At 56.9% G+C, this 14,649-nt stretch carries 11 protein-coding genes and 1 tRNA gene; 2 read left to right on the forward strand and 10 right to left on the reverse strand.

Translation table 11 applies throughout. The annotated features are described in order from the left end of the window. Positions 1-2 precede the first annotated feature (2 nt). The 6 genes from PuT2_RS04245 to PuT2_RS04270 form a co-directional block, all read right to left on the reverse strand. Positions 3-725 (reverse strand): type 1 glutamine amidotransferase, encoded by a 723-nt coding sequence (locus tag PuT2_RS04245; protein WP_093969785.1) that lies wholly within the window; start codon positions 723-725, stop codon positions 3-5. Next, complete coding sequence (locus PuT2_RS04250) at positions 722-2,185, reverse strand: amidase (protein WP_254046928.1); 1,464 nt, start codon at positions 2,183-2,185, stop codon at positions 722-724. The genes PuT2_RS04245 and PuT2_RS04250 overlap by 4 nt, the downstream gene beginning before the upstream one ends. Next, complete coding sequence (locus PuT2_RS04255) at positions 2,169-3,335, reverse strand: ABC transporter substrate-binding protein (protein WP_371596299.1); 1,167 nt, start codon at positions 3,333-3,335, stop codon at positions 2,169-2,171. Before PuT2_RS04255 ends, PuT2_RS04250 begins: the two co-directional genes overlap by 17 nt. Positions 3,336-3,417: 82 nt before the next feature. Further along, on the reverse strand, positions 3,418-3,741 hold the full coding sequence (locus PuT2_RS04260; protein ID WP_093969786.1) for a 2Fe-2S iron-sulfur cluster-binding protein: 324 nt from the start codon (positions 3,739-3,741) through the stop codon (positions 3,418-3,420). Between the two features lie 8 nt (positions 3,742-3,749). After that, on the reverse strand, positions 3,750-5,186 hold the full coding sequence (locus PuT2_RS04265; protein WP_093969787.1) for a glutamine synthetase family protein: 1,437 nt from the start codon (positions 5,184-5,186) through the stop codon (positions 3,750-3,752). 2 nt (positions 5,187-5,188) lie between these two features. Continuing rightward, a complete protein-coding gene (locus PuT2_RS04270) occupies positions 5,189-6,526 on the reverse strand; it encodes an aromatic ring-hydroxylating dioxygenase subunit alpha (RefSeq protein ID WP_093969788.1) in 1,338 nt (445 codons plus the stop codon). Between the two features lie 342 nt (positions 6,527-6,868). On the opposite strand from PuT2_RS04270, the gene PuT2_RS04275 reads away from it, so the two are divergent. Then, positions 6,869-7,594 (forward strand): GntR family transcriptional regulator, encoded by a 726-nt coding sequence (locus PuT2_RS04275; RefSeq protein WP_093969789.1) that lies wholly within the window; start codon positions 6,869-6,871, stop codon positions 7,592-7,594. Between the two features lies 1 nt (position 7,595). On the opposite strand, the gene PuT2_RS04280 is transcribed toward PuT2_RS04275, so the two are convergent. Then, a tRNA-Arg gene (locus PuT2_RS04280) sits at positions 7,596-7,670 on the reverse strand. 154 nt (positions 7,671-7,824) lie between these two features. Here PuT2_RS04280 and PuT2_RS04285 point away from each other — a divergent pair. Further along, positions 7,825-8,736: a cytochrome c5 family protein gene (locus tag PuT2_RS04285; protein ID WP_093969790.1), complete on the forward strand. Its 912-nt coding sequence runs from the start codon at positions 7,825-7,827 to the stop codon at positions 8,734-8,736. 117 nt (positions 8,737-8,853) lie between these two features. Here PuT2_RS04285 and PuT2_RS04290 read toward each other — a convergent pair whose 3' ends face one another. Genes PuT2_RS04290 through PuT2_RS04300 form a run of 3 tightly spaced genes read right to left on the reverse strand, consistent with a single transcriptional unit; the run spans position 8,854 to position 14,613 of the window. After that, positions 8,854-10,389, reverse strand: coding sequence for a 3-hydroxyacyl-CoA dehydrogenase (locus tag PuT2_RS04290; protein ID WP_093969791.1), 1,536 nt, complete (start codon positions 10,387-10,389; stop codon positions 8,854-8,856). A 52-nt stretch (positions 10,390-10,441) separates the two neighbouring features. Further along, complete coding sequence (locus PuT2_RS04295) at positions 10,442-12,511, reverse strand: UvrD-helicase domain-containing protein (protein WP_254046929.1); 2,070 nt, start codon at positions 12,509-12,511, stop codon at positions 10,442-10,444. Next, positions 12,511-14,613 (reverse strand): primosomal protein N', encoded by a 2,103-nt coding sequence (locus PuT2_RS04300; RefSeq protein ID WP_093970071.1) that lies wholly within the window; start codon positions 14,611-14,613, stop codon positions 12,511-12,513. Before PuT2_RS04300 ends, PuT2_RS04295 begins: the two co-directional genes overlap by 1 nt. Between the last annotated feature and the right edge of the window lie 36 nt (positions 14,614-14,649).

Genomic DNA, 14,649 nt, shown 5'->3' on the forward strand with positions numbered 1-14,649 from the left:
CCTTATGCTTTAAGTCCCAGTGCCCAGCGGGTATATACCCGCTGGAGTACTGCTTTCATGCCATCGGTACGCTCATCAAGCTGGCTCAGCGTGTCCTCAACCGACGTCACGGCAGGGTTACCTGCGGCATGCTCGCGTCGCAAAAAAGCGCCGTTGCGCTGATAGTAGTCGTGAACCAGAGCAGGCGTCATTTCGAAATGCGATTGCATGCCAATATGCAAGTCGCGCACCACAAAGGCCTGATTGGCACAATGGATGCCGGTAGCAATCCGGTGCGCGCGGTCGGGTAGTTCGAAGGTGTCGCTATGCCATTGAAACGTTAACAGACTATCTGGCTGCAACACGCCCCACCACCTTAACGCCAGCGGGTCGGACTCGACAGCAATGGGCTGCCAGCCGATCTCGGGTCGCACATTGCGCTGCACCGTCGCTCCTAACGCCTTGGCCAACTGCTGCGCTCCCAGGCAATGGCCAGCTACCGGAATATCCTGCGCATCGGCCCGACGTATCAAGTCCCGCTCGTGCTCCAGCCACTCGTCATTATCATTCACCCCCATGGGCCCGCCCATGAAGATCAACCCGCTGAAATCGTCGGCGTGCCGGGGCACCGGCTCGCCCCGATACGTTTCAATGATCGAATACGAAAGACCCAGGGCGTTGATAATGTCGATGACCGAACCGGGACGGCCGATATCGGAATGCTGGAATATGGCGACAGGTTTCATGCAGTGCGTTGAAGATGAAGTTCAAGTTCTGCGGCAAACCTTAACACTTGTTCGTCTTCGTAGCGACGGCCAACCACCTGCAAACCAAACGGTAAACCCGCAGCGTTAACCCCCAGCGGCATGGCAATAGCCGGCATTTGCGTAATATTGAACGGAAATGCAAAGCCATTGTCGGCAAACCAGTTCTCGGCATCCGGGGACGTCGCAACAGGGGCATCGAGGCGCGGCGCGACCTGCGACGTCGCCGGTGTCAGCAATACGTCGATCTCGCTGAACAAGGTAGCAATACGTGTTGCAAACGTGCGTAAACGTGCCCGGCTGCGGGTCAGCTCAGCGTGGTCCAGCCTGGCCCCTGCTTCATACACCCCACTCAAACGCGGGTCGAGTAAAGCCAGTTTGTCGGGAGACCAGTCGACAAACGATTCGTATATGCGCGACTGCCAGACACGCCACATGTCTTCTGCAAGGCCTTCGGTACGCAAATTTACCGGCTTTACATCGTAGCCCTGTCCACCCAGCCTCGACACAAATTGCCTGAATGCAGTGTCAATGGTCGGATCGAGCGCTTCGTCGGCATGGATTTGCGTTGCCCAGCCAATGCGCAAGCATTGCCCCGGCAACGAACCTCCAGCACGAGTAAAAAGTGAGGAAGGGTCAAGCGGATGCGCACCCGCCATAGCCGAATACGCCCAAGTGCAATCGGCCACGCTAGGCGTAATTAGCCCTAAATGCGCGAATTCGGCAAAGGCGCTTTGCGGTGCCAAAGGGATGGCGCCGAAGGTGGGTTTGAAACCGACGACGCCGCACCAAGATGCGGGAATGCGCACCGACCCGCCGGCATCACTACCTAACGCAACGGGCCCCCACCCTGCCGCCACCTGGGCCGCGGCGCCACTGCTGGAGCCACCGGCCGAATGCTCAAGCGACCGGGGGTTGCGGGTCACGCCAGTATGCGGATTGGTTGACCCGATCGTCCAGCCGAATTCGGTCGTGGTTGTTTTCCCGAAGATGACGCTGCCCGCGTTGCGAAGCAGCGTTACGGCTGGCGCATCTTGCGCAGCCACCGGGTCGGCCAATGACGATAACGAGCCGCGCCGTGTGGGCCAACCCTTGACCGCCACCAGATCTTTAACCGAAACCGGAACACCGTCGAGTAGACCCAACGGTGCCCGCGCAAGGTAGCGTGCCTGGGCGGCCTGAGCTTGCGCCATGGCCTGATCGGGGTCGAGCAGACAAAACGCATTAATACCCGCCGTGTCGGCCTGGATGTCGTCAAGCACCTGTTGCATGACCGTGACCGGGGACAGTTCACCCCTGCGAAACTGCCCGACCATCATCGCAAGGCTGCGGGCAGGCGTTACCGACTTTTCGGTGACTGGCGCTGTGCCAACTGCCAGGCTGGACGCCGGTGCTGCCGCGCCCTGCCCTGTTGCACCCCTGCCCTCAACGACCGGCTTCATACGTCTTGAACTCCACATTCATCAGCGCTCCATCGACACGCTCAAGGCGACGAATGTACTGATTCTGGACAACATCTCGCGTTTCGGGGTCGATAGCAATGGGACCACGCGGGCTTTCAAAGGACAACCCCTTGAACGCCTCAAGCAAGGCCTGTCCGTCGGCATTGGCACCAGCCTTTTTCAGACCACCGTAAATCAGGGCCATGCCATCGTAAGCAGAAACGCTCATGATCGTGGGCCGCTCTTTGGCGCCAAGCGCCGCCTGAAACTGTTGAATATAGGTACGGTTCAGCTCGGACGGATGCTGCATGGAGTAGGGATAGACTGTCGTTGCACCCAGCCCGTTATCACCAATCACGTCAAGAATCGATTCGTACACAATGTCACCGGTACCAATCAGCTTGATGCCGTCATCTGCCAGGCCTTTGGTTTTAAAGTCTTTAAACAGCGCGGGCGCCACGTTGCCAGCGTTGACGAATGCAAACAAAACATCGGGCTTCGAATCTTTGACACGCTGCAAATACGGCGCGAAATCAACAGTCATGAGCGGCACGCGAACACTACCAATAATTTCGCCGCCGCCCTGCTCGTAGGCCTGCTTGAAGGCTTTCTCGGCATCGTGCCCTGGTGCATAATCAGCCACGATCATATAAGCCTTTTTCTGGCCTTGCTCAAGCGCCCATTGGGCAATGGGCGGCACCATCGTATCGTAACCAAACGAGGTGCGCACCATGTAAGGCGAGCGCGATGTCAGGTTTGCCGATGCCGCATTCATGACCACCATGGGCACCTTGGCTTGTGTCGCTACAGGCGCAACCGCCAGTGCGTTGGGCGTAAACCCGAAGCCTGCCAGAATGTCGACCTTGTCTTGCACAATAAGCTCTTGCGCCAGACGCTTGGCCACTTCCGGCTGCGGCCCCCCAACGTCTTTGTAAATCACTTCAATTCGACGGCCGTCTACAGTCGCACCATGCTGGTTCTGATAAGCCTCGATACCGGCTTTCATCTGGCGACCAAACTCGGCAAACGGCCCTGTCATTTCGGCAATCATGCCCACCTTGATCACATCTTGTGCCGTGGCCTGGCCCGCAACCAATAACGCCCCCGAAACAACAACACCCAAAAACCCTGCTTTCTTCCACAAACCCACAATTGCTCCTTTATGATTTTCGGGTATGCCTGATCTGTTCTGTTTCGCAACCCGTTATTAATGTTCAGGCAAAGCGCGTTGACTAATACTGCGCCTCGGGGATATGCACAATCAAGCCGTCCAGCTCAGGCCCTACGCTGATCTGGCAACTTAAGCGGCTGGTTGGCTTGCGCTCGGCGGCAACACCGTCTAGCAACTCGTTTTCCATGTCGTCCGGGGCCGGCAGCAACGCCGCAAACTTCTCGTCGACATACACGTGACAAGTCGCACAGGAGCAGCAACCGCCGCACTCAGCTTCAATGCCGCGCACATTGTTCATGATGGCGTTTTCCATCAAGCTGGCACCGTCTTTAGCATCAACGGCACGGTCGGTGCCATCGCGAAGAATGTAATGAATAACCGTCATAAATCGTCCTAGAACAAATCAAAGTATTCGCGGTGTTCCCACTCGGATACGTCAAGATTGAAGCGCGCAATTTCCGCTTCTTTAATATGGCAAAAATAATCGACAAAGCCCGGGCCCAGTTTCTCCACCAGACAAGCGTCGTTACGCAGGCACTGCAGTGCCTCGCCCAAAGACCGCGGCAGCAATTCGGCCTGAGCTTCGTAGGGTACGTCGGCCGATGGCCCCGGGTCGAGTTGACGCGCAATACCGTCAAGGCCGGCGTATAACTGTGACGCCATATACAGATAAGGATTTGCGGTCGGCTCGCCCACGCGATTTTCAATGCGTGTTGCCGACTGGCCCACACCGCCCAGCACACGCAACATGGCCGCGCGATTATCGCGCGCCCAAACAGCACGATCGGGTGCCAACGAAAACGGCCGATAGCGCCGATATCCATTAATGGTGGGGCTGGCCAGGGCCGCCGCACCGCACGCATGCGCTTTAAGCCCTGCCAAATACTGCATACCCAACGGGCTTAAGTCGGTCCCTTCAACTTCTGGCACAAACGCATTCTGACCGGTAGCCTTGCTGCGCAATGACTGATGCAAATGCCACCCGCTGGACATGACATTAGGAATGCGCGGACGACACATAAACGTCGCGTGATAGCCGGCCCTGTAGCAGATTTGCTTGATGGCACTACGCACGAGAATCATCAGATCAGCCGGCGCCAGCCCCACCGTAGGGCTGAAGGTCAGTTCGAACTGGCTGGGGCCGAATTCAACCTCAAGCGAGCGCAGCGGCAACCCCAACGCTTGCAGCTGCACGCGCAGCAACTCCATAACGTCGTCCACGCGGTCATATCGCATTTCAGTCAGATATTGCGCGCCATGCGACAACAGCGATACCGTCGGCGGTGTGCCGGGCTGACCGGAATCGGTCAACGCCATATTGGGGTCATCCAACCGGAACACATGAAATTCGACCTCAAGGCCAGCAATAAACTCGTAGCCCAAATCATCGAGTTCTTTAACGGCCCGCGTCATGATCTGACGCGACGACACCGGAGACGGTTGACCGTCAGTGCTGTAGGCATCGCAAAGCACCCAGCCCGCTTTGTTGGTCCAGGGCAAAATTCGAAATGTTGCCGGGTCGGCAACAATGGTGAAGTCTGACGCCCCCTGCATACCGGGGATCTGATACCCCCCGCTATTGAATACCGGAAACACCGTTTTATGCGACGTGTCTTTCAGCAATAGCGTTGTCGTCAGGTTTACGCCTTCAGACAGCGCACCTTTCGCTTCAGCGGCAACGAGTGTCTTGCCGCGCAAAATGCCATGCTGATCGGGAAACGCAAACCGCAAGGTTTCGATTTCGCCGGCGTCAATGCGGGCGATAAGTTCGGCCGCGCAGGCGCGCTGGTCATCACCCCACAAGCCGTGGCGCTCGACAAAAGAGGCCATGCTTATTCTCCGGCGTGTGCGGTCAGGCGGGCAGCCGCCCAGTCGCAGGCCTTACGGCGTGCCAGGTCTGCCTCTTGCCAATACTGCACCGGGTCAACGCCCGCTTTTTCGATGCCGTCGATAGAAGGCGGCCCGCTAAACCCCGACGCCTGATCGGCCGAGATGAGCATGGGTGCCCCCCCCCCTTCCAGGGTGCTTTCAATGGCTCGCACCAACTGACGACGGAACGCCACAATACCCTTGTCGGTCGTTCCCAGGTGCTCGCGGGTACGATCTTGAATAGGACCCTGCGATTCAATCGCCCACTGGTCATGCACGTTGATGTCAAAACCCATACCCGTGTAGGTTTGGGTGTTTTGTTCGTCGATGTTGTAGCCGTAGTTGTTGCGCTTGTTTTTGCGCGACACATAATCGGGCAATTCATAAAGTTCCAGACGCTGCTCGCGCATACGTTTTTTATCGACCGGGCCAGTAAAGCTGGTGAAAATTGCATACCAGTAGCAATGGGTGTCATCGACCGGCACGTGCCATTGTGAAATCGTCATTTCGGCACTCATGGGGATCACGAACGCCTGAGGGAACACGACATTGGTTACACGTACGTGGGTTTGCGCTTGAGGCAGCTTGCGCAATGCTGTTAAACGGAAACCATACGCAGTAGGGTCGACCGAAATGTCGGGGCGGTCGTATTCGCGCAGCACACGTGTAATCGGCATATCAGAATCAGCCGATGCACCGCGAAACTGTTTGCCGTAACTTTCAGAGGTATCTTCGTCTTCGAAGAAACGATGCAAGTACGAGGCATGCGCAGGATCCATACCGACTTCAAGCGCTTGCAACCAGTTGCATTCGATCAGGCCTTTAAAGGCAAACGTATGCGTGTCGGGCGCGACAAAACAGTCAAATTCGGGGAATGCAGGCGGTTCGCCTTCGCCGATATAGGCAAAAATAATGCCACTGCGCTGCACCACCGGATAAGCGCGCTGCTTGATGCGCGTGTGCAGCTTGCTGCCTTCGGGCTCAGCCGGTGTTTCGAGGCAATCGCCCTTGACATTGAATAGCCAGCCATGAAACGGGCAACGCAGGCCACCGTCTTCGATACGGCCGTAGGCCAGGTCGGCACCACGGTGCGGGCAGTCGCGATCAATGAAACCCAGCTCGCCGGCTTCGTCACGAAACAAAACAAACTCTTGGCCCATGAGCCTTACGGGGCGCACGGGGCGCGGCCCTTCGAGTTCGTCGACCAGAGCAACCGGTTGCCAGTAGCGGCGCAGCAGTTGGCCGGCAGGCGCACCAGGCCCGACACGGGTAATGAAATCGTTTTGTTGTGCACTAAGCATATAGCCCCCTGAAACAATAGCAATAAATGATGAATACAATTGTATACAACAAGCCATTTTTATCGCAATTTCAGCGAACCACCAAAAAACAAAGAAAACAAGTCAACAAATAGATATTTATCAATTGCTTATACAATAAAACAACGCATAAAAAGAGAGTTTTTATTGGTGAAAACCCCTAATAACATCGCTTTTAAATCACTAGAAAAGACTCCATTGCATACAATTATTCAGGACCATTAGCGCCAGCACCCACGGCAAAAGGCGCACACAAAAACACGCATTTCCGCGCACCACAAATGGCCTGTATACAATGGCAATATCCATCAAAATCCAAACAACATGACCTCCCAACAATCTCGAGTTCTCGTACAGTTACGCGGCCTTATCCTCAACGGCACCTTTGCGCCGGGCGAGCGTCTAGCCGAAATTCCACTGTCCGAACGCCTGAACACTTCGCGCACACCCGTTCGTCAGGCCCTCGTCTCGCTCGAGCACGAAGGGCTCATCGAAGCCTCGCCAGGCGGCGGCTACCACATGCGCAGCTTCACCATGCAAGATGTGTCAGACGCAATCAGGATGCGCGGGGTGATTGAAGGCTTTGCAGCCCGACTGTTGGCCGAAAACGGCGCATCGCGGCGCACCATGAAAATTCTGAAAGACTGCCTGGAGGAAGGTGATGCCGTGGTATTCAAAGCCGGCATGGACCTTGACGACTACGCGCGTTACGCCCAAATGAACGACCGTTTTCACCAGGCCATTATCGACGGCTGCGCCAATAAAACGCTGGCACGCACCATGGAAACGCTAAATAGCCAGGCCTTTGCCGCCGCCAGTGCCACCCTGCCCATGCAGTCGTCAATGGAAGAGGGCCACGAATGGATGAAGCAGGCGCACCGCACCCATCACGCAATTGTGCAAGCCATTGAAAAGCACCAGGGAAGTCGCGCCCAGGCGTTGGGCGAAGAACACGTAGAAATCGCACGCCAGAACCTGGACTTTGCCATGGAAGACCCAGAACGGGCTGCAAAGATACTGCCGGGGTTTCAGTTGGTGCGGTTGGTCTGATTGGCGCGCCCGACAGGAATCGAACCTGTATCGAGAGCTTCGGAAACTCTAATTCTATCCATTGAACTACGGGCGCGTCAGCCCGCTATTGTAGCGCGTTTACGGCAAAGTTTTTTCGATACGCAGCACCGCGCCCTGCAATTGGGCGACACACCCGTTATAATCGCTAACTTAGTTTGATTTACCGATCCAGGCAAGCGCCTTTGTTCCCGTATACGCAGGACTCGAGTATGAACAACACAGAACACCACAACGAAGATAACCACGAAGGGCACGAAGGCCCCATCAAGACACCCAAACAACTTATTGTCACGGTTGTCCTGTCGTTTATCGTTCCCGTCATCATCATTTTCCTGCTGATTCGCCTAGTGGTCTCCAGCGATCTGATCGGCGCCGGCTCCGACGCCCAAACCCCCGAGGCCATTGCCCAGCGCATCAAACCGGTTGCCGGTTTCGCACTGGTCGATGCCAACGCACCCAAAGTTTTCAAAACCGGCCTGCAGGTTTACGAAACCACCTGTGCGTCGTGTCACAACGCCGGCGTTGCCGGCGCACCCAAAATGGGTGACAAGGCCGCTTGGGCGCCGCTGGTCGCTTCGGGCGAAGACACGCTGGTTACCAACGCCATCAAAGGTAAAAATGCCATGCCTGCCAAAGGCGGCAACCCCACCCTCGACGACTTCGAAATTCACCGCGCTGTGGTCTACATGGCCAACCAGTCGGGCGCTTCGTTTGAAGAACCCAAAGAGCCCGCCGCCGAAGAAAAGCCCGCTGAAGCCGCACCCGCTGCCGCAGCTGCGCCGGTTGCTCCTGTGGCGGCCGCACCTGCTGCTGCACCTGCCGAAGCCCCTAAAGCAGAAGCTCCCGCCGCCCAGACTGCTGCTGCAGCCCCCGCATCGGTTGACCCTGCCGGCGAAAAACTCTACAAATCCATGTGCTTCTCGTGCCACGACATGGGCTTGGCCGGCGCCCCCAAATTGGGCGATAAAGCCGCCTGGGCACCCCTTATTGCTACTGGCATGGACACCATGGTTGCCATCGCCATCAAAGGTAAAGGCGCCATGCCTCCTCGGGGCGGCACACAAGCCTCCGACGACGAAATCCGCGCAGCCGTTCAGTACATGGTTTCGAAGTCGCAGTAATCAAAGTACGGCAGGGGGCTCAAAGCGTACGCTTCAAGCAAACGCCGCCCCAACCAACAAGCCGTTCTTCATAAAAAAGCAGCCCGTAGGCTGCTTTTTTTATTTCTGTTTATCGACTTAAACCGACATGCAGGCTGGTTCGGTACGTAACGATACGCCCAACTGAACACGCCGCTGCAGCCACAAGCTGGCACGGTAACGCATGTCGCCAGTAGTCCGGTGCATCGCACGCAAAATTTCAAGAATATGCGCAGCACCCAGGGTGTCGCCCATGCTTAGCGGACCACCCATGGGGTAACCAAGGCCTAGAGACACAGCCAGGTCGATATCTTCGGGTGATGCAATCGTTTGCTGCGCGATGTCGCAAGCTACGTTGACAATAGCCGCAACCAGACGCTGGCCCACAAACCCGGCCGAGTCGTCAATTACCGACACGGGCGTATTGTCGGATGCAAACAGGGCATGGGCCGCATCGCGCCATTGCGGCAACGTCGCCAGCGAACACATGACAACACGGCGTTTGCCCTGCTCAAGACCAAAGAACGTATCCAGTGCAACGGTACGTTCGCCATCAAGCTGATATGCACTGACCACCGATGCTGTGTCTTCGCCATAGGGAGTCACCACCAACAGCGCATCGGCAGGCGGCTGCTCGGATGAGACCACCGTAACACCCAACGATTTAAGTAAACCCAGCGCCCGCTTATGACCAACCGAGTGATAAGGCGCCACCCATACTTTCAGATCGGCGGGCAGCGCTGGAACCGCAGGTTCGGCGGGCACTTGCTTTTGGCCGTCGGGATACTTATAGAAGCCCTCGCCGGTTTTACGCCCCAACAAACCGCCGGCAAATCGCACCGCAGTAATTGGCGAAGGACGAAAGCGCGGCTCGTCATAGAACTGCTGATAGATTGATTCCATGACCGGATGCGAGACATCAAGCGCGGTCAAGTCGAGCAGCTCGAACGGGCCCATACGGAAGCCGGCTTGTTCGCGCATGATGGCGTCGATTTGGTAGAACGGCGCGACCGACTCTTGTGCCGTGCGCAGACCTTCGATGTTCAGGCCTCGGCCGGCATGGTTCACAATGAAACCCGGCATGTCTTTGGCGCGCACGGGCTTGTGGCCCATTTTGCGTGCCAACGCCATCAGGGCATCACCGGTTTCACGATCAGAGCGCAGGCCGTCGATGATCTCGACCACTTTCATGAGCGGCACAGGGTTGAAGAAGTGGAAGCCGGCAACACGGCCTGGTTTGTCACATGCCGCAGCAATAGCCGTGATAGCCAACGACGACGTATTGGACGCCAGAATGCAATCGGCCGAAACAATGCCTTCAAGTTGCTTGAATAGATCGCGTTTGACATCTAGGCGCTCGATAACAGCCTCGATGACCAGATCGGCTGACGCCATATCAGACAAGTCGGCGCACGCATGAACACGTTCGAGTGATGCAGTCGCATCTTCGGCGGACAACTTGCCCTTGGCCGACAACTTGTCCCAGGTTTGCTGCAATGATTCGCGCGCAGCCAAGACCGCTGCGGCGTTCAGGTCGAACAACTTGACGACAATACCCGCCTGCGCCGCAATCTGGGCGATACCACGCCCCATAGCACCTGCACCGACAATACCAATGGTGTTGATTTCTTTCATATCACTCCGTCTCCTGACGCGCAGCCGTGGCCACGGTCATCGAAAATAAAAACTACGATTTGTTCAGTAACTGTTTAAGCATGCCCAGGCGTTCTTTAGGGCTTAACCCGGCCGCCGTATCGACACCTGCCGCATTACCGGCCTGCAAACCCATTTCGGCAATAAAGCGGGAGGGCTCGCGCACAACGTCTTCGCGCGCACGGCGACGACGCTTGCACCAGCTTAAATTCAGAGTCCGTTGCGCGCGCGTAATGCCCACGTACATCAGACGACGCTCTTCCTGAATACGCAGGGCCAGCGTATCTTCGCCGGATGCAGAGCCCGTGTCGTCGTCATCGCGACCCAAGTGCGGAAGCAAACCCTCTTCGACTCCCACCAAAAACACGTGGGGGTATTCTAAACCCTTGGACGCATGCAACGTGGACAGTTTAACGGCATCAGGCGCCTCGTCATCACTGCGTTCAAGCATGGTGACCAGCGCAATATGCTGCACTAATGCCATGACGCCCAAATCGTCTTCTACGGCTTTACGCTTTAACCACCCTACAAGTTCGAGCACATTTTGCCAGCGAGTCTGGGCCGGCTTTTCGTCAAGGGTGTCGTACAAATAACGCTCATACTGAATGGCGGCCAGCAGCTCATCCAGAATATCACCAGCCGCTTCAGCACTTTCCTTGGCGGCACGCGTTTGAATACGCTGGATGAACTCGCCAAACGTTTGCAACGGTTCGAGCTGACGCGCCGACAGGCGTTCGGTCGTGCCGATTGAAAAAATGGCGTCAAACAACGACAACTGCTGCGCAGAGGCGTACTCACCCAACGCCTGCAGGGTGGCCTGACCAATCCCACGGCGGGGCGTGGTCACCGCACGAATAAAAGATGGATCGTCGGCATCGTTGGCAATAAGGCGCAGGTACGACAAAATGTCGCGGATTTCTGCCTTGTCGAAGAAACTCTGCCCGCCCGACACCGTATAGGGAATACGCAAGTTACGCAGGGCCTGTTCCAGCACTCGAGCCTGCTGATTGCTACGGTACAAAATAGCAAAATCGCGCCAGTTGGCCTGACGCTCGACCCGCTCAGAAGAAATACGAAAAGCAACAGATTCGGCTTCGATTTCTTCAGAATCCATTGCTTTGACCTGAATGGGGTCGCCAACGCCTAAGTCCGACCACAGTTTTTTATCAAACAAATTCGGGTTATGGCTGATGACCTGGTTGGCCGCAGCCAGCACACGCTGTACCGATCTGTAGTTTTGTTCGAGCTTGATCAGCTTCAAACCTGGGTAGTCGGTCGTCAGCTTGGCCAAGTTTTGAACGGTGGCCCCTCGCCAGGCATAGATAGCCTGATCATCATCGCCCACCGCAGTAAACATGGCGCGGTCTCCTGTCAGCATGCGCACCAAGCGATACTGACATTCGTTGGTGTCCTGGTACTCGTCGACGAGCAAGTACTGTACCCGGGCCTGCCAGCGCTGCCTCACCTCGGCGTTCGACTCTAGCAGCCTGGCCGGCAGCCGTATCAGGTCGTCAAAGTCAACCGCCTGATACGCTTCGAGGGTCGCGTTATAGCTGCGGTACACACGCACAGCCTCGATATCACTAGGCGTTGTCGCAATTTTCTCGGCCTGGTCTGGCTCGACCAAGGCGTTCTTCCATAATGAAATGGTTTGCTGAACGGCTTTTAGTCGGGCCTTGTCGGTGGTGGCCAACAACTCCTGGATGATGGCCAGCGCATCAGTAGAGTCGAAAATCGAGAACTGCGACTTCAGACCCACATGCTGGGCCTCTTCACGCAAGAACCTGACACCCAGAGAGTGGAACGTGCTGACGGTCAGCCCCTTGGAAACCTTGCGATCGACCAGATTCTTGATGCGCTCACCCATTTCACGAGCGGCCTTGTTGGTAAAGGTCAGCGCGACAACTTGCCTGCCCGCGTAGCCGCACTCTCGCAGCAAATAAGCAATTTTCTGAGTAATGACTCGGGTCTTGCCACTGCCGGCGCCCGCCAGCACCAAGCACGGCCCGTTCAGATACAAAACTGCCTCACGCTGCGCCGGATTCAAATCAACAGGCAGCGTGTAGCCCACTGGCATTGATGCATTGTGCGTAAACGTTGTCATCAGATCTCCAGGGGGTCAACTTCAAGGTGGCAACGCACACGGTGGCGTGTGGCCAGCGCCGCCACATCCGCCGACCAGGTCGCCAGAAAAGTCTGCAACGCCGGCCGGCTATCGCTCTCGACCAGAAGTTGAGCCCGCTCGGTATTGGCTACCCTGACCACCCGCAACGGCACCGGGTCGTAGCGAGTCACGGCCTCGGATGTAGGATAAAGCTCAGGCGCCGTATCGGGCAGAGTCGCCGCTTCGGACAAGAACGCAACCGCAGTCTTGAGTGCTCGGGCCTCGGCGGTCAGCAACGCCTGATAGGCAAAAGGCGGCAAGCCGACGGCCTTGCGTTCTTCGAGGCTGTAACGCGCAAAGCCCTGGTAATCGTGCTTTAACAATGCCTGGTAGACCGGCTGCTCAGGGTAATCGGTTTGAATGATGACCTCGCCGGAGCCAGCGTGACGCCCAGCGCGGCCGGCCACCTGCATCAATTGTGCAAACAAGCGCTCGGGCGCACGAAAATCTTGTGCAAACAACATGGCATCGGCGTTGAGCACGCCCACCAGTCCCAACTTGGCAAAATCGTGACCTTTCGCCACCATTTGTGTGCCGACCAGAATATCGACTTCACCGGCGTGCACCTGCGCAAACAAGGCTTCGGCGCTACCCTTAAGACGTGTGCTGTCGGCGTCAATGCGTGAAATACGCGCTTGAGGGAACCATTCGGCCAAATGCTCTTCGAGGCGCTGCGTGCCTCGGCCCATGGGGCGCAAATCTTGGTCGCCGCAGTCTGGGCAGCGGCGAGGAACTGAGGCGTGATACCCGCAATGGTGACATTGCAGATGATTATGCGTACGTCCACCCTGAGTGCGATGCAAAATGGTGTAGGCCGTGCAGCGCGGACACTGGCTGACCCAGCCACACGAGTTGCAACTGACAACCGGCGCATAGCCCCGGCGGTTAAGAAAAATAAGCACCTGCTCATTTTGAGCCAAGCGCGCTTTGATTGCGTCAAGCAACTGCGGCGAAAACCCATGCTCGAGCGCAAGGCGCCGGGTATCGACAAGACGTACCTGCGGCAGTTGCACGGCGCGGGCGCGCTGTGTCAGGCTTAACAATTGATAATGACCGCGCTGGGCGTTATGCCAAGTTTCGAGGGACGGCGTAGCCGACCCTAATACCACCGGCACCTGCAGGTCATGACCTCGCCAGACGGCCAGATCACGAGCCGAATAGCGCAAGCCGTCTTGTTGCTTATACGACGTGTCGTGCTCTTCATCAACGATAATGAGACCCAGGTCGGGCATGGGTGTCATGATGGACAAGCGCGTACCCAACAACACGCGGGCTTGCCCCCGCGCGATGCGTAACCAGGCACGCAACCGTTCGCCATCGGCCAGCCCGCTATGAAGCACTGCCAATAAATCGGGATTATCGACCTGGCCCAGCCGCGCCCTCAGCGACTGCTCGAATTGAGGCGTCAGGTTGATTTCAGGCACCATGAACAACACCTGACGGCCTTGGGCCAAGACCTGCTTCGCGGCATGCATATACACTTCGGTTTTGCCGCTGCCTGTAACGCCATGCAGCAAGAAGGTTTGATGCCCCTGCGCTGCAGTGACAGCTTGTACAGCCTGTGTTTGCTCGGGGTTGAGCTGTAGCGGCGGCGCATCACCCACGCAAACTGCGGCAGCCTTACGCTTTGACTTGTCGGCCCGGGCCACTGGCCCGCCACGCGCCCCTTTACCCGTATAACTAGCGACCTTGCGCAATGCCACAGGTAGCGCTGGTAGCATTACCTCGCCCAACGGGCGCTGGTAATACCGAGCAGCAAACGACACCAGGCGCATCCAATCGTCGGACATGGGGGGGATGTCGTCGAGCACAGCTTCAATCGCCTTGACACTGCCAGGAGCGATGTCGGGGGCTGCTTTCACCTGCGCCACCAGGCCGACCATTTGACGGCGACCGAAAGAAACAATAACCCGAGTACCTGCATTAACCGGAATCAATGCGTAGTAGTCGAACAGCCCGGCGAGGGGGACGTCGAGCGCTACCCCAAGCCAATATCGCGTGGCTTCGGTCGGTTCTTGCGTCGGCACAACGTCAGCATTGATCACATCCGGCCTTGTTTAAAGTTAAAGCAATTTCTA

It is taken from the genome of Pusillimonas sp. T2 (genome assembly GCF_002236805.1).
Classification (GTDB): domain Bacteria; phylum Pseudomonadota; class Gammaproteobacteria; order Burkholderiales; family Burkholderiaceae_B; genus Neopusillimonas.